Source organism: [Roseibacterium] beibuensis, assembly GCF_039542305.1.
Classification (GTDB): domain Bacteria; phylum Pseudomonadota; class Alphaproteobacteria; order Rhodobacterales; family Rhodobacteraceae; genus Roseibacterium; species Roseibacterium beibuensis.
This window is the reverse complement of sequence record NZ_BAABHW010000008.1, coordinates 44,893-62,486: the sequence shown is the minus strand read 5'-3', so window position 1 is coordinate 62,486 and position 17,594 is coordinate 44,893. Positions and strand designations below refer to the sequence as shown.

Sequence of the window (17,594 nt, the reverse complement as noted above, 5' to 3'; positions counted from 1 at the left end):
GGCAACCGCCACAAAATCACTTGGGTAATGTGCAAAAGAACAGTATTTTGCACATATGAATACGAGAGCCTCTATTTTGACTGATGGTTACGACGACCCCCTCATCACTACCGAGGAGGATGCAGAGGCTCACGAAAAGGATCTCTGGTTTCTGCCGGGACCATTCGAAGAAGAACCAGATGATTTGCCTCCCGGGCCGCGTGCAGAACCGCCGGACACTGCCGTCATCGAAGACTGGGCAAAGGCAGAAGGCGTTCACGCTGCGCGGCTAGCAAAGGTGGCTGGACGCCTGGGAGCTCTGGATGACCGGCTGCTGCGCGGCCCGGAAGGCTGGCGGCATCGCCTCGCTCTTGTCGAGGCAGCGGCCCTCAGCTGGGTCGCAGGAGATCGGGTGAGTACTGATCGTCTGGCGCTCTGGGTATCCATGCGGCTGTCAGGTGCGCAGGATGACCCAAATGCCTTGGCACGCGTTGGATGGGCTGTTCGGCGCTTGACAGGCGGTCCCGGACCGATGGCTGACCTGGCCGCTTTTCTGGATCGCCGCGACCCCGAGAACATTGAAGACAGCGCTGAGCGTTTCGAGGATCGCGCGGGTGGGTGGCTGGACGTCATGGCAGCCGCAAAGGGTCTCCACCCGATCACGCGGGCGTGCATGGGGTATCACCTGTGGAGCTTGGCGGGCCTCGGACGCCACGGCGACCAGATCGAAGCTGCCGTCACCGCGTCTAGGATCGCGACCAGCGATGGAAGCGGTGCCATCTTCGCGCCGCTCGCTATGGCCGGGGCCGGGGGGCTGCGCGTTTCGGGCTTGCCACCCGAGCGTTTGGCCCGCTGGTTGGATGGGATGAACAGCGCAATTCTAACGGCGATGCGAACACTTGATGATATTGAAGTGTGGATCGGGCGGGCAGAAAACGTCATGGCGCAATTATCTGGCCGCACGCCGGTTGCCTTGCGAAAGGTTTTCACGGAATGGCCCTTGGTCTCCGCCCCGATGGCTGAGGCCATGACCGGAGCCAGCCGCGCCGCCATTCAGCGCAATCTCGCATGGATGGAGTCAAGCGGTTTGATCCGCGAGGTGACGGGGAACGGGAGGTATCGCATGTGGAAAGCTGACCTAATATAGGTCATTTGTCGAGGCTGACACCGGCTTGACCTGGCACGCTTTAGTGCCGCCCCAGATGATCGTTTAAGCCACTTTCCGTTCGAATGCGACAAGGCTTTTCCAGCCCAAAGCGTTCGTTAGCCATTCGTCTCACGTTTTTGTGACAATTGATCGCTTGAAGCTCCAGTGGGTGAAGGTTGTAACGGGGCGAAATAACGGAATAAGAGCCGGAGCCAGAGATGGCATCGTAGCATTTGCGAGTGGCGCAAGTTCCCTGTGCCGTGACGTTCCCGATCTCATGGTCGCGATATCGAAGCCGCTGTGCCTAAATTTCCAAACAATCTGCGACTTAACGAATTGTCGCTGCGCAACTTCGGACCAGGTATTGTGCGAGCAGTTTTCTCCTCCCTAGCAAACTGGAAACTGCAAGGATCGCATGTCTACTTACGAAAATTTGCCCTTGAACCTCTAGCCACTAGAAGTCCTATCTGTTCAAGGAGAACACATACCGTTCTTGCCATCAATCGCCGTTGAGAACCGAAAGGGTACGAAATGCTGACAAGACGACACTTCATTCAGACAACAACGGCGCTTTTTTCGGTGACCGGTCCCGGTATGGCTTTTGCCGACACTTGGCCCACCGAGGCTCAGAAGGCTGAATGGGACGCACAGGTGACGCCTCAGGGTTATGTTGCCGAGACTTCCAACCCATGGGGATTGCACCCGCGGTTCCTACCGCAACGTGTGGTCGCGAAGGCCGGTCTCGTGCCGGGAGATATCCATGTCGATGCGGTCGCGCGATATCTCTACCACATTGAACAGGGTGGAACCGCGATGCGCTACGGCGTGGCGATCGCGCGGGGCAACCTCTACGAGCCAGGTGTTTATAACATCAAGCGCAAGGTCAGGTGGCCGCACTGGACGCCAACACAAAACATGATCGAACGCGATCCCGTGAACGCACAATGGGCCGATGGTATGGAACCAGGGCCGGAAAACGCTCTCGGATCACGGGCACTCTATCTCTATGTCGGGGATCGCGACACCTATCTCCGGATCCACGGCACGCCCTACCCGAGAAGCATCGGCGGTCGCGCGAGTTCAGGATGCGTGCGGATGGTCATGGCCCACATCAACGATCTCTATCCGAATGTAGAACTCGGCTCTACAGCTCACCTGTATTCGGCAGAGGACAGCGTCACAGCCCGCAGCTGAGGGAGCACTCGGTCGGCCAACGTGCCTGCGGTCCGTCGATCGATCTCAGGTTGGGCGCGCGGCGCAGATCGGGTTGCCGTTCGCTGTTCGCAGGGGGAGCAAGGTCACCTCCACCGGGCCGCTGTGCTCGTACCAATAGCAGCCGTCTTCCGGCCTGAGGCGGGCGGTCGATATATTCTGATCGGGCGCCGCCATTGCCACCACGCTCTCAGGCACATTCCCGATCGCATTCGCCGGGTCGCTACTGCCACTTGGAGCAATGGCGCATCCAGCGAGGAGCGACAGCGCCGTCGCAACCATCATTTTTTGCTTCAGCATCGAACCCCGCATCGAGCTTCCTTTCGTTTCTGGTTTTCCTTCGATCGGTTCTCATGCCTCAAGGGGTGAACGAGCCGGTCATCAAACCGTGTAGCAAGAATGCAAACTGAAATACCAACGAATTTTGCTCTTGAAGCTCTAGCTACTGTAGGGGCTATGTCATGGTAAAGCACCCGAATCCAGAGGTCCATTCATGCCGCCCGACACCCATCGTCACGACCACGATCACGCCGAAGATGCCCAGACAAGCGGCGGCAGCTGCTGCGGGAGCGCCGGAACGTGCGGCGACATCGTTCCGGCGACCCCCGCGCCAGCGGGCGGGCGCAGTTTTCAGGTGTCCGGCCTCGATTGCGCCGAGGAGGTAGCAATCCTGAACAAGGTGGTCGGCCCGAAGATCGGCGGGGCCGAGCATCTCGCGTTCGACGTGATCAATGGGCGGATGACTATTCTCGACAGCGCCAAGAGTTTATCGGACGGCGAAATTGCAGAACTGGTCGCAAGCACCGGCATGACCGCCAAGCCTTGGGATGCCGAGAACGCGTCGGTCGACCAGGCGGCCCATCTTGCAAGACAGCGGCTGTTTACGGCGCTCAGTGGAGGCTTCTGGGCCGCGGGATTTCTGTGGCACATCATCGAGACTGGCATGGGCGGGGCGCTCGGCCTCTTCGCGGGTCACGGCGAAGCGCCGATGCCACTGGTCGAGGCAGGGCTGTTCGCGGTTGCGATCCTGTTCGGTGTCTGGCTCGTGGCACCCAAGGCATGGTCGTCCGCTCGGCGGCTGTCGCCCGACATGAACCTGCTCATGGTGGTCGCCGTGGCCGGTGCCATCGGGCTTGGCGAATTTTTCGAGGCGGCGACAGTCGCGTTCTTCTTTTCGCTCTCGCTCTACCTCGAAAGCTGGAGCGTCGGGCGTGCGAGGAATGCGGTTTCAGCTCTGCTCGACCTCGCGCCGCCGACGGCAAGAGTTCTTCATGATGACGGCTCGGAAGCGGACGTTCCGGCTTCTGCGGTTGCTATCAACGCACGTTTCATCGTGCGCGGCGGAGACCGCATCCCATTGGATGGTGAGGTTGTCGATGGGGCAGGGGCCGTCGATCAGGCGCCGATCACCGGAGAGAGTGCGCTGGTCCCAAAGGAACGGGGCGACGAAGTCTATGCCGGTACGATCAACGGCGAAGGCACACTGACGGTGCGCGCCACGAAGGCCGCCTCGGACACCGTGTTGGCCAAGATTATCCGCATGGTCGGCGACGCCCATGCCCGCCGCGCGCCGGTGGAGCAGTGGGTGGCGAAATTCGCCCGCATCTATACGCCTATCGTCATGGCTCTCGCCATTGCAATTGCCCTGCTGCCGCCGCTCATTTTCGGGGGGGCCTGGGATTATTGGTTCTACAATGCACTCGTGCTGCTGGTGATCGCTTGCCCATGCGCTCTGGTCATCTCGACACCGGTCTCCATCGTCGCTGCACTCACCGCCTCAGCGCGGGCCGGGGTGCTGATCAAGGGCGGTGCATATGTTGAGGCACCGGGCAAGACCACTGCACTGGCCATGGACAAGACCGGCACGATCACCATGGGCGAGCCCGAGGTGGCGGCGGTGCATCCGCTGGGCAAAGCATCGGCGCAAGATCTGATGACCCTCGCCGCTGGGCTGGAGGCACGTTCCTCGCATCCCTTGGCGCGCGCCATTCTTGCGCGGGCAGAAGCCGACGGCATCAAGGTATCCGCCGCGGAAGATACCCGAACCGTTCCGGGCAGGGGACTTGAAGGACGCACAGACGGCCGGTCGATCTGGCTGGGGTCGGACCGGTTTGCCGAGGAGAAGGGTTTCGGCGACGCCATTCCGAAGGATTTGCGCGACCGCATCGAAGGGGCTGGCAGCACCCTTGTTGCCGTGGGCGACGACACCGGTGTCACCGGCATCTTGGAATTGCGCGACCGTATCCGCCCGGATGCCAAAGGCATCGTGGCGCAGCTTCACGCGCAGGGTGTGAAGACCATCGTCATGCTGACCGGTGATAACGAGCGGACAGCGCGCGCTGTTGCAGCCGAGGTCGGCATCGACGAGGTCCGTGCCGAGCTTCTGCCCGAAGACAAGGTGACTGCCATCGAAGAACTGGTCGAAACGCATGAGATGGTGGCCATGATCGGCGACGGGGTCAACGACGCCCCGGCCATGGCGCGCGCGCATTACGCCATCGCAATGGGTGCCGTTGGTTCGGACGCGGCAATCGAGACGGCGGATATAGCCCTGATGACCGACGATCTCGGCAAGGTGCCTTGGCTGATCGGTCATTCGCGCCGGACAATGTCGATCATTCATCAGAACATCGGTATTTCCTTGGCGACCAAGGGCGTTTTCGTTGTCGCTACCGCGTTCGGACTGGCATCGATGTGGGGCGCGATTGCAGCCGACGTAGGAGTGTCATTGCTGGTGGTGGCCAATGCCCTGCGCCTGCTGAACAGCCAAGAGGCCAAGGCGCCGCCGTCCGGCGGTGAGCAGGTTGGCCCACAGATGGCAAAGGCCGCGCTTGCCCACGGACATTGATCACGCAGCATTTGCAAGGTAACGTAATGTCCATAACAGACCTCACGAAAGAGGCATCGAGCAGTGAAAACCATCCGATTTCCCCGCCGCGCCGTCCTGTTGGGCGGGCTGGCAGCGTTTCTGTCCGGGTGTGCCAGCAAGTTCCGCAGCTATGACGGACCCGAAGTCACCCGTGTTCGGCTTTACAAGGGACAGCGCTTGCTTGTTCTCGACGGAGCCGATCGCGTCTTGCAAACCTATCCGGTCGGGCTGGGTTTCGCTCCCGAGGGTCACAAACAATTCGAGGGGGATGGCCGGACTCCGGAAGGAGTTTACACAATCGACAGGCGAAACCCCAACAGCACCTACCATCTTTCGATTGGCATCTCTTATCCGAACGAGGCCGACATCGCCTTTGCCGAAGCGCAGGGCCTTTCCCCCGGCGGCGACATCTTCATCCATGGTGGCCCACGCCCCGGCATCGACCCGACAAATGTCCGCGACTGGACAGCTGGCTGCATCGCGGTCACGGATCGGGAGATCGAGGACATCTATGCAATGGTGAAGGACGGGACACCTATCCACATCTTTGCATGACGGTCTTTCTCATGCGGCGGTAGTGAGCCGTCGCATTGGCGCCATTGCCCAGCTCCACGAAGCCAAGATGAGCGCCAACAGCATCCAGTCTCCGAAGCTCGCGTAGAGTGTCGGCGGTCGCGCGGAGGGCAGGCTAGCGTCGATGATGCCCGTTTCGCCGGTATCGAGCCGCGCAACGATCTCTCCGCTCGCGTCGATGACCGCAGAGATGCCCGTATTCGCGGCTCGGATGACTGGAAGGCCTTCCTCTACGGCGCGCATACGTGCGGAAGCCAGATGCTGCTCGGGTCCGATGCTGGTGCCAAACCAGGCATCGTTTGTCGCGTTGAAAATCCACTCCGGCCGGAACAGGTCATCGACCACATGCCCTGGGAAGATGATCTCATAGCAGATCGCCACGGCGACCAGCGGCACACCCGGAAGCGCAAGCGTTCTCGGGCCCAGTCCGGGCGTAAAATCGCCCAGACCCGCCGTGAGCCGCTCGATGGGCAACCAGCCGCGGAATGGCACGTATTCGCCGAAGGGCACGAGATGGTGTTTCGCGTATCCGGTCAGGATCTCGCCGGTCTCGTCAAATGCCTGGACCGTGTTGAAATATCGGGTGCCATCCTCGCTCGGTACACGGTCCGGCACACCGGTAAGCAGCACTCTGCCGTCTGGTAGCGCTGCGGCAATGCGGGCCCGTGCCTCCGTATCCTCATCGAGGAAACCCGGAAAGGCGGTTTCCGGCCAGAGAAGAACGTCGAAATCGCCGGGCTGGGTTGAAAGCTCAAGATAACGCGCGAAGGTTGCCTCGCGGTTCTCGGGCGCCCATTTCTCCTCTTGGGGAACGTTGCCCTGGACGATGCGCAGCTCCACACCGGGTGGTTGTTCTGTATCCGACTGGAGGCGAAGTGTGCCGACGGCCCACATCGTCGCGATGCCGGCCAGCGCCATGAGCGAGATGGTCAGTCGTTGCCGCCCGGACGCCATGACAGCCGCGACGGGAAGTGCCGCGACGAACACGGTGAGAAAGCTTAGCCCATAGCTTCCGACCCAGGCGGCGGGCTGGCGCAAAGCGGCGTAATCGACCAGAGCGTAGCTGGCGAGGATCCACGGAAAACCTGTCAGAACGTGACCACGCAACCACTCGGCCACGGTCCAGAAGGTCGCGAACAGGAGGCAGGCCAGGAGATTGCCCAGGGCTCCGCGCCGCGCGATTTCGGCGAAGAGCGCTGCGGCAATGGCCGGGAAAATTGCGAGACCTGCGGACAATCCCGCGACGGCCGGGATCGCCATCGCCCCGAACCGCTCGCCCTCGACGTAGAAACTCTCTGCAATCCACGAAATCCCGAAACCGAACTGGCCAAGACCAAACGCCCAGCCGACGAGGAAAGCGCGCCCGAAGGAGAGATCGCGAAGACCGACAAACAACGCGGAATAGGCAACGGGAACAAGCAGGAGAAGCGAGAAAGGCGGGAAAGTCAGAACGGTCAGCGCCCCGGCGACGAAACCAAGCGTCATCCGCGAAAGCAAACGGTGGAGCAGTGCTATGCGGTTCAGAATTTCCGGCTTCACGATTTGATCGGACGCCGCACGCTGATCCATGGCGCAGCGAGCAAGAGCCCCACGCCACTGACGACAAATACATCCGCCATGTTGAAGGCAGGCCAATGTGTTGTGCCAATATAGAAATCGAGAAAGTCTGTTACGGCCCGATACCGCACACGATCGATGACATTGCCCAGGGCTCCGCCAATGATCGCACCGTAGGCAAGCGTTTCCACCGCATTGTCGGCGCGAAACAGCATAACCCCCAGCCAAACACAGATGGCAAGAGCGAAAGCGATGAGGCTCCACCACGGCGCGCCGCCCAACATCCCGAAAGTCACGCCGTCATTACGATAAAAGACGAGGTTGAATCCCGGAAACACGGGAATTCCGGCGCTTAAAGTGACGGCATTCGCAACGACAATGGCTTTGGTGATCTGATCGATCGCGAACGCAGCAAGTGCTGCGAAGACGCCGATCATCGGAGATACCTTGTTTAGTGACATTGCCTCATCCCAACCAGACATCAAGGAACAGCATCAGAACGAGCCCGACTGCGAGACCGAGCGTCGCCCTGTTCTGATGGCCGCTGCGATGGGTTTCAGGGATGATTTCGTGGCTAATGACGTAGAGCATTGCGCCCGCGGCAAAGGCCAGACCCCATGGAAGCAGCGGTTCCGACAGTGTGATGATGCCGGCCCCGAGCAAACCGCCAATCGGCTCGACCATGCCCGTCAGCGCCGCGATGCCCCAGGCGCGCAGCTTCGGATATCCCTCGCCCAGCAGAGATACAGCGACGGCCAATCCTTCGGGCGCATTCTGAAGCCCGATGCCGATGGCGAGCGGCAGACCGCCCTCCATACCTCCGGATCCGAAGCCGACCCCCACGGCAAGGCCTTCGGGGAAGTTGTGGATCGTGATCGCAATGATGAACAACCAGACCCGCCGCAAAGACGCCGCTTCGGGCCCTTCGCGTCCCGTCTTGAAGTGCTCATGCGGCAGCTTTTCGTTCATCAGGGCGACAGCCCCCATGCCCAGAAGAATCGAAACGCATACGATGGCCGCAGGCATCGCGCCGTTTTCGAACATCGGCTCCGCCGCATCCAATGCCGGGATGATCAGCGAAAAGAAAGAAGCGGCGAGCATCACACCGGCAGCGAAGCCGAGCGACAGATCGCGTGTGGCCCGAGACGGGATGCGCCCGAACAGCACGGGAACTGCTCCGACTGCTGTGAGCGATCCGGCGGCGAGACTTCCGAGAAAGCCGAGCATTATCGGAGAAAGATTTTCCATGGGCGGGCCAGATTATCCTTCGGCGTAGCTCGAAAAGACTTCCGTCGACCCGTCCTTGCGGATGAGGAAGACATCATAGGCCTCGCGGTCGTCTTCTGGCCCCATGCCGGGCGAGCCATAGGGCATCCCCGGAACGGCGAGGCCGACGGCGTCCGGGCGCTCCTCGAGAAGGCGGCGGATGTCAGCGGCCGGGACATGGCCTTCGATCACGTAGCCATCAATGAGCGCGGTGTGGCAGGAGACCATGCGCTGCGGCACGCCGTTGTCGAGCTTGAAGCGAACCAGCAACCCGCCGAACATGTCCTGGCCGGTCGGCGCAAAGCCATTCTCTTCGAGATGGTTCATCCACGAGAGGCAGCAGCCGCAACCGTTGGTCTTGCGGACGTCGATCGCCGTTGCCTCTGCGAGGGCCTGTGCCGCCGGGAACAGGGCGAGCGTGATGGCAAGAGCTTGGGTCATGCGTTTCATGGGTCAGAGCCTTTCGGTTGTCGTTTCGGCAATCTCGCTGCCGAGGTTTTCATTCAGAAGCGCGCGCGCCTCGGCCAGACGCGAGAGCGCGGCGGTATCATCCGCTTCGCTCTCGGCTGCTTCGGCGAGCCGGTCGTCAGCGAGGGGGTCAGTCGGGCGCCCATCCACGAGGACTTCGTAGTGCAGGTTCGGACCTGTCGCCGTGCCAGTCGCGCCGACGCGGCCGATCACGTCTCCCGCCGCAACGCGTTGGCCTTGTGCCAAATCTTCCGGCACGGCGCTCAGATGCGCGTAGCGCGTCATGGTGTCGGAGCCGTGCAAGATTTCGACCACGCGACCATATCCGCCGCGCCAGCCGATGAAATTGACCCGCCCCGGTGCCGTCGCTTGAACCGGTGTCCCACGTGCCGCTGCAAAATCGACGCCGGTGTGCATCCGGACGTTGCCAAAGACCGGATGCGTGCGGCGCCCGAACACCGAGCTGAGGCGCGCACCCTCGACCGGCTGTGCGAAGACGCGCAGCACCTCGCCATCGACGTAGATCGTCGCCTGACCGCTGCCGTCGTCAGGCCATACGATCTCGTAGAGCGAACCGCCGATGTCCAGTGCGGCGAAGGCGAGTTCGGGCTGTCCGATCCTGTCCTCGCCGACCCGCGCCTCACGCCAGAGAAGCCTTAGTGTTTCGCCGCCGGCCATCTCGCGGCGGAAATCCACGGTCCCACCCAGCATCTGCGCAAGGTCCACGGAAAAACGGGCGGGTATGCCGGCTTCGTCGAGTGCCGCGAAGATCGAGCTGTCGATCACGGCTTCGCCGGCAAGGGTTACGATCTCCGGATCCGGAGCCACGACCTGTGTGGACAACTGCTCGCCGAAAACCACCTCGATCCGAACCCCGTCCTCGACGGCGAGTGAGACGGTGCGGGGGCTGCCGTCCATGGTCGAAGCAACAGTGACCGAGTGCCCCGGCCGCAGCCGTCGCAGATCGTATTCCGCGCCAAGCGCGAGGGCAACTTCGGCTCTGTCAGGTGCCGCAAGACCAGCCTCAGACAGCAAGAAATCGAGCGTCTCGCCAGGTGCAATGTTGCGCGACCATGTCGACAGGGGTGGCTCGATCGCCTGCACGGGCCTGTCGGCAAACGCGACCTGCAGAAGGGGCAGGGGGCCGAGGTCGGGTGCATCTTCTGCCCATACCGTCACGGGCAGCGTCACGGGGATGTCAACGTTCTGGGGGGCTTCAGGACCTTGGGGCATCCAATTACCTGCCGAGGCAAGTTTCGGCGGCACGGGTTCTTTCGAGAAAACACCGGAGATGACGATAGCTGCCCCGGAAACCGTCCCCGCAATTGCGACACAAGCCGCCAAAGTTCTGAGCCTCATGTCGCCCCCTCCATTTCTTCTTCCAGCGCGCGGCGAATTTTCGGCACCGCGAATTCTCTGGGTTCGTGATAGTCGATCATGGTGACGAACCGCCCAGAGGCTGCGAACAGGAAGACGCTCGCGCTGTGGTTCATCGTGTAATCGCCGCTCTCCGTCGGCAACCTTTCGTAGGTGGCGTGGAAGCCGTCCGCGACGCGCGCGATCTGCTCTTCCGGTCCCGTCCAGCCACGTATCCCAGGATGGAAGTAGCCGACATATTCGGCCATCGTTTCGACAGTGTCGCGCTCGGGATCGACCGTGATGAAAACCACGTTCATCTCGTCGGCCTCGTCTCCCAGATCGTCGAGCCATCCCGAAATGTCCGAGAGCGTGGTCGGGCAGACATCGGGACAGTAGGTGAAGCCGAAGAACGCCATCGTCGGGCGACCGATCAGGGTTTCTGGCCCGACCGCGTTGCCCTCATGATCCGTCAGACGGAAATCCATTTCGGTCAGGGCCACAGGCCGCTGCCCGACAGGTTCGGGTCCACCGGGTCCATCGACCTGCCACCAACCGACGAAGAGCATCAGGGCGACCGCCCCGACACCAGCCGCGCCGTACCCCAGGATCGCCCGTCGCCGCATCAGTCCTCTGGCCCCCGCGCGGCGATGCCGAGGATCGGCACCTCGACCGTCACTTCGCCTCCGTCGTCGAAAAGCAGGGTCAGCGGAAAGGTGTCCCCTTCCGTCATCGGTTCTTGTAGCCGCATCAGCATTGCGTGCAGGCCCCCCGGTTCGAGCGCGACGCTCTCGCCCGGGGCGATCGCGATCTCCCCCGCCGGGCTCATGGAACTCACACCCTCGGCATTTGTCTTCGTCTCGTGAATTTCGGGCATCATCGCGAGCGGAGTTGTAAGGCCGATCAGCGTCACCGGCTCGTCGCCAGTGTTGCGGATCGTCATGTAAGCGGCCCCGGGACGGTTCATCCCGATGGAGGCGCGGGACCACGCGTTCTCGACGACAACATCCTCGGGTCCGGCCAGCGCGGGCACCGAGAGCCCTCCAAGGGTCAAAAGCGCGGCCAGTGTGCCAGTCAAAATATACTTTTTCATCGTTCTGATCCTGCCCTTTCCATTCAGCTTTGCGCGGCAGCGACTTCGGCGGCCACCAGACGACGCAACTCTGCCTCCCCGAATGGATCGAGCGGCTTGCCGTTCACAAAGAATGTGGGCGTCTGGCGAATTCCCACGGCCTCGACGTCAGCACGATCCTGGTTAAGGATCGCCACGACACCGGGTGCCAGCATTTGCGTGCGCGCGGCTTCGGCATCGAGTCCGGCCGTGGCGGCGATCTGAAGGATCAGGCCAGGCGCCGGGGCACCGTGCGACGCCCATCTCGGCTGTTCCCGCAGAACGGCCTCGAGCACCGGCACGTAAACGTCCTGCATGCGCGCCGCCTCGAGCACGCGGATCGCTTCCTCGGATGCCGCGCCGTGGAAAGGCGTGTAGCGGATCACGACGCGGACAGCATCCCCATGCTCGGCCATGATGTCCTTCACGATGGGATGAAAGGCGCGACAGGCCTCGCAGGCCGGATCGAAGAATTCGACGATCGTGACGGGCGCATCCGCAGGCCCGAGGATGGGCGAGTAGGGGCGGATCATCGCCTCCGCAAGTTCCGGAGCAACGGGCTCCGCTTCGGCCACTGGGCCGGGGCGGTTTGCAAACCAGGTGGCTCCGCCGAAACCGGCGGCGCCGAGGGCAAGAACGGACAGGATCAGGCCGCGTCGATTCATGTTCGTGTGTCCTTTAATGAAAGGGCCGACAGCGCCCCGATCAGCGCGAAGGCGGCGAGCGCCATCAGCGGGATAGGGATGCCGAAGACCAGTTGGTTGTCATCGGTGCAAGAGGGGCCGGTGGCCGTGCAGGGCTGGACGCGTTCGGGAACAAGACCGACGTACAGCCCCATGTGCCAGAGGGCGATTGCGCCGCCGCCAAGCGCCAATGCGATGCCGTAGCGCCCCACGCGGCCGTCCCGCCACCAAAGGCCGAGCCCGAGGACAATGGCCAAGGGGAACATGAAGGCGCGCTGGAACCAGCACAGCACACAGGGCGTCTGCCCCAGCACCTCGCCGATGAAAAGCACGGCAAGCGAGGCGACGAGCGCGATGATCCACGCCAGCCCGAGGGCTGTTTCTCCGGACATACGGTTCATGTCGGTCAGATCCTCTCTTCCAGATTGGCGAGGATCTCTTCGGCGGAGGTGCCGTAGGGCCACGAGTCGGCGAAGCCCGCGTCGGGATCGAAGAGGAACAGATGCGACGTGTGGCCCATCGTGTAACCATCCGGCGCCGCAGCCTCTTCGACGCGTTCGAAGAAGATCGGAAAGGTCTCGGATGTGGCGGCGATCTGTTCCGGCGTGCCGGTCAGCCCGATGATGCCCGCATCGAACAGCGGGACGTATTCGGCGAGTGCTGCGGGCGTGTCTCGTTCAGGGTCGATTGTTATGAAAATCGGCTGGACCTTGGCGGCATCGTCGCCCAGACCGTCCATCACCGCCGCGACCTCGGATAGGGTCGTCGGGCAGACGTCGGGGCAGTTGGTAAAGCCGATAAAAACCAGCATCCAGCGCCCCGCAAAGTCCTCCTCGGTTCGAACCATACCCTGGTGGTCCGTCAGTTCGAACTCAGCGAAAAAAGGCGGTTCGGCGTCGGTTCGGGCGCTATCGGCACGATAATCGGACCATAGCAAAAGCCATACGAAGGCAAGCGCTGCCACGCCTGCCAAAACCCAAAGAAACTTCTGTGCCGATGTAAGGGACAATCCTGTTCGCCTGATTTTGATTCTTATTGCTTGTGCGGATACATCCTCTAGCTGCTAGAGGTTCAAGCACGAAATCATGGTATAGCTTGAACTCACGCGTCTGTGAATCCGACACTTGTCTATTCCGACGGCAAAACCTACACAAACTGTATCTTTTTCATGGAGGCGAAAATGCTCACGATCGGTACTCTGTCAAAGAAGACTGGCACAAAAGTGCAGACCATCCGGTACTACGAACAGATCGGACTCATGCCCGAACCTGGCAGGACCGAAGGCGGACAGAGGCGCTACGACAATGCACAGCTTGATCGACTGTCCTTCATCCGCCACTCGCGGCAACTCGGCTTCTCGCTCGATGCGATCCGCGAGCTGCTCGACCTCAGCGACCATCCCAATCGGCCCTGTGATGAAGCTGATGCCATCGCGCGTCGCCAGCTCAAACAGGTGGAGCAGCGCATGGCTCGCCTGAAGGCGCTGCGCACGGAACTGAAACGTATGGTTCACGAATGCAGCGGCGGGCGGACGGGAGATTGCAAGGTGCTTGAGGTGTTGCGGGACCATTCGGAATGCTTGACCGAACACGAGGAAATCGGGGCCTGAAGGAATTCAGCCAACATTCCGGCTGGAACGCAGATCAGCCGCAGAAGTTAATGTGTCGTACAACACAAGCTGGAACCACAAAATGGCCGCTAGACAAGATTCAATGGAGAGACGGACGCTTTGGATCGTTCTGGCGCTCAATATCGGTTTGGCCGTGGCTTTTTTCGCAACAGGCGCCTTCGGCGACTCAAGTGCCCTGATCGCCAACGGGCTCGATAACCTCTCCGACAGCTTCGTCTACGCGATCAGCCTTTTCGCCTTGTCCCGATCCGCCAAATGGAAACGCGGGGCGGCGAACGTTTCCGGCGGGCTGCTGATCCTGTTCGCTGCAGGCATCCTCTACGATGCGTGGCGCCGCTACATCGGTGGGTCAGATCCGCTCGGGACGATCATGATTGCAATGGCCCTGATCGCGGCGGCTATCAACGCAGTCTGCGTTTGGCTGCTCGCTAAGCTCAAAAATCCAAACGTCAATATCCGCGCGGCCAACACCTTCAGTTACAACGATTTCGCCGCGAACCTCGGGATCGTCGTGGCCGGTGGCCTCGTCGCTTGGCTAGGAACCAACTGGCCGGACCTTGTCGTCGGTGTGATCGTCGCCGGGATCGCGGCCTGGGGCGGTATCGACATCCTGCGCGACGCACACGGCGAACACCACAAAGCGGTTCACACGGACAAATAGTTGCGGGAGATTCTTTCTGAAAGAAAGGATTGAAGCTATAGTGACTATAGCAATTAGTCTTGTTCCAAGACGATTCGAGGAGCGACCCGTTGCAGATGACTGACCCCCTACTTGTACCCACCAAACTACTGGATTTTGATGCCGCGCCTCTTGCGCGTCTAATTGAGAACCGCAGCTGGCGCGGCTTATCCGAATACGATCGGATCGGAGCTGCCTATGATTTCGTTCGGAATGAAATCGCGTTCGGATACAATCGAGCTGACGACATCCCCGCATCCGAAGTGCTTTCCGACGGCTATGGGCAGTGCAATACCAAAGGCACGCTCTTGATGGCGCTGCTGCGTGGTGTCGGCATTCGTTGCCGGTTGCATGGGTTTACGATCCATAAAGGCTTGCAGCGCGGTGTTGTCCCTGAGCTGGTGTATCCGCTTGCTCCGCAGGAAATTCTCCACTCATGGGTCGAGATCGAATTTCAAGGTGCCTGGATCAACCTTGAAGGCTTCATCCTGGATGACGCTTTCCTCGATGTCCTGCAAACGTCATTCTCGGACACAGAAAGTCTCTGCGGTTATGGCGCGGGCACGGATTGCCTTGGCGCGCCTCCCGTCGCCTGGAACGGAGAAGATACCTACATTCAGAAAACCGGCATCGTGCAGGATTTCGGCGTGTTTGATACGCCGGACGCCTTCTATTTTTCCCATGAGCAATCCTTTGGATGGCTGCGTGGTGCCCTTTACCGTCATATCATACGCCACTGGATGAATGCGCGCGTTCGTGGTTTCCGCAGCGACCGCCTCAAGACTGACCGACGCGCGACACACGCGCATGAGGAGCCTGCCAATGCCACATGACCACGGGCACGCGCATATCGATCCGGATTCTGGCGATCGGCGGGTTGCCATCGCGATCTGGGCGAACGGGCTTCTTACCGTTGCGCAAATCGTCGGGGGCATATTGTCGGGCAGCCTGGCACTGATCGCCGATGCGCTGCACAACTTTTCCGATATGGCCTCGCTTGTCATTGCCTTCGCCGCACGCAAGATCGCGCGCCGCCCAGCCGATGAGCGCATGACCTTCGGCTATGGTCGGGTCGAAATCGTCGCGGCCCTGATCAACTACACCACCCTCATCGTGATCGGCTTCTATCTGATCTACGAAGGTGGCATGCGCATGATTGATCCACCCGAAGTCATGGGGTGGACCGTAGTCATTCTCGGTGGAATCGCGCTTGTGGTCGACACGCTGACCGCAATGCTGACCTATTCGATGCAGAAGGGGAGCGTGAACATCCGTGCGCTTTTTCTCCACAACCTTTCGGATGCGTTGGCTTCAGTGGCCGTCATAGTCGGCGGGACGCTCATTATACTCTATGAAATGCGTTGGGTTGATCCGGCCATCACCATCGGCATCGCGCTCTACATCCTGTATTTGTCCTTCACCGAAATAGGGGGCCCAATTCGAACCCTGATGCTTGGGAGCCCACCAGATATTGATGGAAATGACGTGGTCAGAGCGATCCAGAGTGTCGATGGCGTTGTGGACGTGCATCATGTCCACCTGTGGCAAATGCAGGAGCACGCTGCGGCATTGGACTGCCATATTGTCGTCGAACGCGAATGGATGGGTGAGGCCGACAAGATTAAAGAAAACGTCAAATCGGTGCTGCATGAACGTTTATCAATCGAGCATTCCACGCTTGAATTCGAAGCGAGCGACAATGCGCGTCAGGAGGCGCAGGTGTTCGGACACCGCTCATGACGATTGCCCAAGGCATACTAATGGTCGTTGGCCTGCTATCCGGTCTGGTTTTGATTGGTGCGCTCCTTTGGTCGATCGCCCGCCCGTCCAAGCGCATCTGGCCTCCAAACAGAGAGCATTCAGTCATACCAAACATTGCATGGGGTCTCACATTGGCCGTGTTTGGGGCGGTGATCGGTTTGGGCATCTTGGATTGGAAATCCGCTTCTATGGCCAACCCACTCCGTTGGGCGGTCGGGCCGTTCTTGATCGCAACCGGAAATCTGATTGTCTGGTGGGGGGCATTCAGCATTGGACTGAAAGCCACCAGCGGTGCGAAAGACGAGCTGATCACTTCGGGTCTCTACCGTTTCTCTCGGCATCCGCAGTACCTTGCCGACATGGCCATCCTGATAGGTTTTGGTCTTCTCTTCGCCTCATCTTGGGTTTGGCCTATCGTCATCGTTGGAGTTGCCGCGCTGGCCCTTGCCCCGCTCGCGGAAGAGCCATGGCTGCATGAACAATACGGCTCCAAGTATCGCGATTATTGCGCTGAAACGCGTCGATACCTGTAAACTCGCGACCTCACGAGAACGTCATCGTTTTTCAGTTGAACCTCTAGCTTCTAGAGGTCGTATCCGTCAGCCAACAAAAGAGTGAGGCAAGGCATATGACAAAAACACTGAAAACACGACGCCAGTTCGTCTCGACAACTATGATCGGACTTCTGGCAACACCTTCCCTTCTCCGTGCTCAGGAGCAGGAGCAGGAGCCCTCGGCGGTACGCAGAAATATTTCGTCCTTTAGTGCGGATCTCTGGCAAGACCACTTCGATAACCTTCAGCACGGTGCAATTTTGTGCGACATCGACTCGCGTGCAGTCCAGTATTGGTGGGAAGACGAAAGTGTCTACAAACTCTACCCGTCGAGTGTCCCTGCATCGGAAGAGTTGACCCGCCGAGGATATACAGAGGTTATAAGGAAGGTGGAGGGGCCGAGTTGGCGGCCCACTCCATCAATGAAAGAGCGTAACCCCGAATGGCCTGACTATTGGCCGCCGGGTCCTGACAACCCGCTTGGAACACACGCACTTTATCTGTCGTGGCAGTATTACCGGGTGCACGGAACCGGTGACACGCGCAAAATCGGTCGGCAATCATCAAACGGCTGTATTGGACTGTACAACGAGCACATTGCTGAACTTTTTGCTCTGGCAGAAGTGGGAACCCAGGTCAGGATTTTCTGAAACCCAAGGAAAGCTGGCTGATACTTCCATTTTTAACATAAACTTCACTATCGGAACTTGACATCTGTGGCGGGGCTTTCATGGACTCCAAGTCCGAGC

Annotated in this window: 21 protein-coding genes; 10 read left to right on the top strand and 11 right to left on the bottom strand. The window is 60.4% G+C overall.

Annotated features, from left to right (window positions below):
* The first annotated feature begins 55 nt into the window (after window positions 1–55).
* Window positions 56–1,126: a hypothetical protein gene (locus tag ABD923_RS18620; RefSeq protein ID WP_259555042.1), complete on the top strand. Its 1,071-nt coding sequence runs from the start codon at window positions 56–58 to the stop codon at window positions 1,124–1,126.
* A gap of 531 nt (window positions 1,127–1,657) precedes the next feature.
* Complete coding sequence (locus ABD923_RS18615) at window positions 1,658–2,320, top strand: L,D-transpeptidase (RefSeq protein ID WP_109535035.1); 663 nt, start codon at window positions 1,658–1,660, stop codon at window positions 2,318–2,320.
* A 45-nt stretch (window positions 2,321–2,365) separates the two neighbouring features.
* Here the strand turns inward: ABD923_RS18615 and ABD923_RS18610 are convergent, their stop codons facing one another.
* Window positions 2,366–2,650, bottom strand: a complete 285-nt coding sequence (locus tag ABD923_RS18610) for a hypothetical protein (RefSeq protein WP_093454916.1) — start codon at window positions 2,648–2,650, stop codon at window positions 2,366–2,368.
* 181 nt (window positions 2,651–2,831) lie between these two features.
* Between ABD923_RS18610 and ABD923_RS18605 the strand changes: the two genes are divergently transcribed.
* Entirely contained in the window at window positions 2,832–5,186 is a 2,355-nt protein-coding gene (locus tag ABD923_RS18605; protein ID WP_109535036.1) for a heavy metal translocating P-type ATPase, read from the top strand.
* A 63-nt stretch (window positions 5,187–5,249) separates the two neighbouring features.
* Window positions 5,250–5,762: a L,D-transpeptidase family protein gene (locus tag ABD923_RS18600; RefSeq protein ID WP_259555043.1), complete on the top strand. Its 513-nt coding sequence runs from the start codon at window positions 5,250–5,252 to the stop codon at window positions 5,760–5,762.
* A 9-nt stretch (window positions 5,763–5,771) separates the two neighbouring features.
* Here the strand turns inward: ABD923_RS18600 and lnt are convergent, their stop codons facing one another.
* From lnt to ABD923_RS18550, 10 genes are read right to left on the bottom strand one after another with little or no spacing between them, the layout of a single operon-like run.
* Entirely contained in the window at window positions 5,772–7,349 is a 1,578-nt protein-coding gene (gene lnt, locus ABD923_RS18595) for an apolipoprotein N-acyltransferase (protein WP_109535038.1), read from the bottom strand.
* Window positions 7,316–7,774 (bottom strand): signal peptidase II, encoded by a 459-nt coding sequence (gene lspA, locus ABD923_RS18590; RefSeq protein ID WP_109535039.1) that lies wholly within the window; start codon window positions 7,772–7,774, stop codon window positions 7,316–7,318. The genes lnt and lspA overlap by 34 nt, the downstream gene beginning before the upstream one ends.
* 28 nt (window positions 7,775–7,802) lie before the next feature.
* Window positions 7,803–8,585 (bottom strand): ZIP family metal transporter, encoded by a 783-nt coding sequence (locus tag ABD923_RS18585; RefSeq protein ID WP_038008344.1) that lies wholly within the window; start codon window positions 8,583–8,585, stop codon window positions 7,803–7,805.
* Between the two features lie 12 nt (window positions 8,586–8,597).
* Window positions 8,598–9,053, bottom strand: a complete 456-nt coding sequence (locus ABD923_RS18580; RefSeq protein WP_038008346.1) for a DUF411 domain-containing protein — start codon at window positions 9,051–9,053, stop codon at window positions 8,598–8,600.
* A gap of 3 nt (window positions 9,054–9,056) precedes the next feature.
* A complete protein-coding gene (locus ABD923_RS18575; RefSeq protein ID WP_109535040.1) occupies window positions 9,057–10,430 on the bottom strand; it encodes a M23 family metallopeptidase in 1,374 nt (457 codons plus the stop codon).
* On the bottom strand, window positions 10,427–11,053 hold the full coding sequence (locus ABD923_RS18570; RefSeq protein ID WP_109535041.1) for an SCO family protein: 627 nt from the start codon (window positions 11,051–11,053) through the stop codon (window positions 10,427–10,429). The genes ABD923_RS18575 and ABD923_RS18570 overlap by 4 nt, the downstream gene beginning before the upstream one ends.
* Window positions 11,053–11,520 (bottom strand): copper chaperone PCu(A)C, encoded by a 468-nt coding sequence (locus ABD923_RS18565; protein WP_066010340.1) that lies wholly within the window; start codon window positions 11,518–11,520, stop codon window positions 11,053–11,055. The genes ABD923_RS18570 and ABD923_RS18565 overlap by 1 nt, the downstream gene beginning before the upstream one ends.
* A gap of 23 nt (window positions 11,521–11,543) precedes the next feature.
* Complete coding sequence (locus ABD923_RS18560) at window positions 11,544–12,203, bottom strand: DsbA family protein (protein WP_078530650.1); 660 nt, start codon at window positions 12,201–12,203, stop codon at window positions 11,544–11,546.
* Window positions 12,200–12,622 carry a disulfide bond formation protein B gene (locus ABD923_RS18555; RefSeq protein WP_009573598.1) on the bottom strand — a complete coding sequence of 141 codons (423 nt, stop codon included), beginning with the start codon at window positions 12,620–12,622 and terminating at the stop codon, window positions 12,200–12,202. Before ABD923_RS18555 ends, ABD923_RS18560 begins: the two co-directional genes overlap by 4 nt.
* A 5-nt stretch (window positions 12,623–12,627) precedes the next feature.
* Complete coding sequence (locus tag ABD923_RS18550) at window positions 12,628–13,194, bottom strand: SCO family protein (protein ID WP_259555044.1); 567 nt, start codon at window positions 13,192–13,194, stop codon at window positions 12,628–12,630.
* A gap of 207 nt (window positions 13,195–13,401) precedes the next feature.
* Here ABD923_RS18550 and ABD923_RS18545 point away from each other — a divergent pair, with 207 nt between their 5' ends.
* The 6 genes from ABD923_RS18545 to ABD923_RS18520 all read left to right on the top strand — a co-directional run bounded on the left by ABD923_RS18545 (window position 13,402) and on the right by ABD923_RS18520 (window position 17,495).
* Entirely contained in the window at window positions 13,402–13,830 is a 429-nt protein-coding gene (locus ABD923_RS18545) for a MerR family transcriptional regulator (protein ID WP_013959865.1), read from the top strand.
* Window positions 13,831–13,933: 103 nt separating this feature from the next.
* Entirely contained in the window at window positions 13,934–14,512 is a 579-nt protein-coding gene (locus ABD923_RS18540; RefSeq protein WP_009573601.1) for a cation efflux transmembrane domain-containing protein, read from the top strand.
* 95 nt (window positions 14,513–14,607) lie between these two features.
* Window positions 14,608–15,363 (top strand): transglutaminase-like domain-containing protein, encoded by a 756-nt coding sequence (locus ABD923_RS18535; protein ID WP_259555046.1) that lies wholly within the window; start codon window positions 14,608–14,610, stop codon window positions 15,361–15,363.
* Window positions 15,353–16,270 (top strand): cation diffusion facilitator family transporter, encoded by a 918-nt coding sequence (locus ABD923_RS18530; RefSeq protein WP_259555047.1) that lies wholly within the window; start codon window positions 15,353–15,355, stop codon window positions 16,268–16,270. Before ABD923_RS18535 ends, ABD923_RS18530 begins: the two co-directional genes overlap by 11 nt.
* On the top strand, window positions 16,267–16,824 hold the full coding sequence (locus tag ABD923_RS18525) for a methyltransferase family protein (RefSeq protein WP_259555048.1): 558 nt from the start codon (window positions 16,267–16,269) through the stop codon (window positions 16,822–16,824). The genes ABD923_RS18530 and ABD923_RS18525 overlap by 4 nt, the downstream gene beginning before the upstream one ends.
* 95 nt (window positions 16,825–16,919) lie before the next feature.
* Window positions 16,920–17,495: a L,D-transpeptidase gene (locus tag ABD923_RS18520; protein WP_259555049.1), complete on the top strand. Its 576-nt coding sequence runs from the start codon at window positions 16,920–16,922 to the stop codon at window positions 17,493–17,495.
* Window positions 17,496–17,594 lie beyond the last annotated feature (99 nt).

Coding starts and splice junctions, on each gene's coding strand:
- ABD923_RS18615 (WP_109535035.1), top strand. CDS start 1,658: ATGCTGACAAGACGACACTTCATTCAGACAACAACGGCGCTTTTTTCG.
- ABD923_RS18555 (WP_009573598.1), bottom strand. CDS start 12,622: ATGAACCGTATGTCCGGAGAAACAGCCCTCGGGCTGGCGTGGATCATC.
- ABD923_RS18605 (WP_109535036.1), top strand. CDS start 2,832: ATGCCGCCCGACACCCATCGTCACGACCACGATCACGCCGAAGATGCC.
- ABD923_RS18610 (WP_093454916.1), bottom strand. CDS start 2,650: ATGCGGGGTTCGATGCTGAAGCAAAAAATGATGGTTGCGACGGCGCTG.
- ABD923_RS18560 (WP_078530650.1), bottom strand. CDS start 12,203: ATGAATCGACGCGGCCTGATCCTGTCCGTTCTTGCCCTCGGCGCCGCC.
- ABD923_RS18575 (WP_109535040.1), bottom strand. CDS start 10,430: ATGAGGCTCAGAACTTTGGCGGCTTGTGTCGCAATTGCGGGGACGGTT.
- ABD923_RS18535 (WP_259555046.1), top strand. CDS start 14,608: ATGACTGACCCCCTACTTGTACCCACCAAACTACTGGATTTTGATGCC.
- ABD923_RS18540 (WP_009573601.1), top strand. CDS start 13,934: ATGGAGAGACGGACGCTTTGGATCGTTCTGGCGCTCAATATCGGTTTG.
- lspA (WP_109535039.1), bottom strand. CDS start 7,774: ATGATCGGCGTCTTCGCAGCACTTGCTGCGTTCGCGATCGATCAGATC.
- lnt (WP_109535038.1), bottom strand. CDS start 7,349: ATGGATCAGCGTGCGGCGTCCGATCAAATCGTGAAGCCGGAAATTCTG.
- ABD923_RS18565 (WP_066010340.1), bottom strand. CDS start 11,520: ATGAAAAAGTATATTTTGACTGGCACACTGGCCGCGCTTTTGACCCTT.
- ABD923_RS18545 (WP_013959865.1), top strand. CDS start 13,402: ATGCTCACGATCGGTACTCTGTCAAAGAAGACTGGCACAAAAGTGCAG.
- ABD923_RS18520 (WP_259555049.1), top strand. CDS start 16,920: ATGACAAAAACACTGAAAACACGACGCCAGTTCGTCTCGACAACTATG.
- ABD923_RS18585 (WP_038008344.1), bottom strand. CDS start 8,585: ATGGAAAATCTTTCTCCGATAATGCTCGGCTTTCTCGGAAGTCTCGCC.
- ABD923_RS18530 (WP_259555047.1), top strand. CDS start 15,353: ATGCCACATGACCACGGGCACGCGCATATCGATCCGGATTCTGGCGAT.
- ABD923_RS18580 (WP_038008346.1), bottom strand. CDS start 9,053: ATGAAACGCATGACCCAAGCTCTTGCCATCACGCTCGCCCTGTTCCCG.
- ABD923_RS18525 (WP_259555048.1), top strand. CDS start 16,267: ATGACGATTGCCCAAGGCATACTAATGGTCGTTGGCCTGCTATCCGGT.
- ABD923_RS18620 (WP_259555042.1), top strand. CDS start 56: ATGAATACGAGAGCCTCTATTTTGACTGATGGTTACGACGACCCCCTC.
- ABD923_RS18570 (WP_109535041.1), bottom strand. CDS start 11,053: ATGCGGCGACGGGCGATCCTGGGGTACGGCGCGGCTGGTGTCGGGGCG.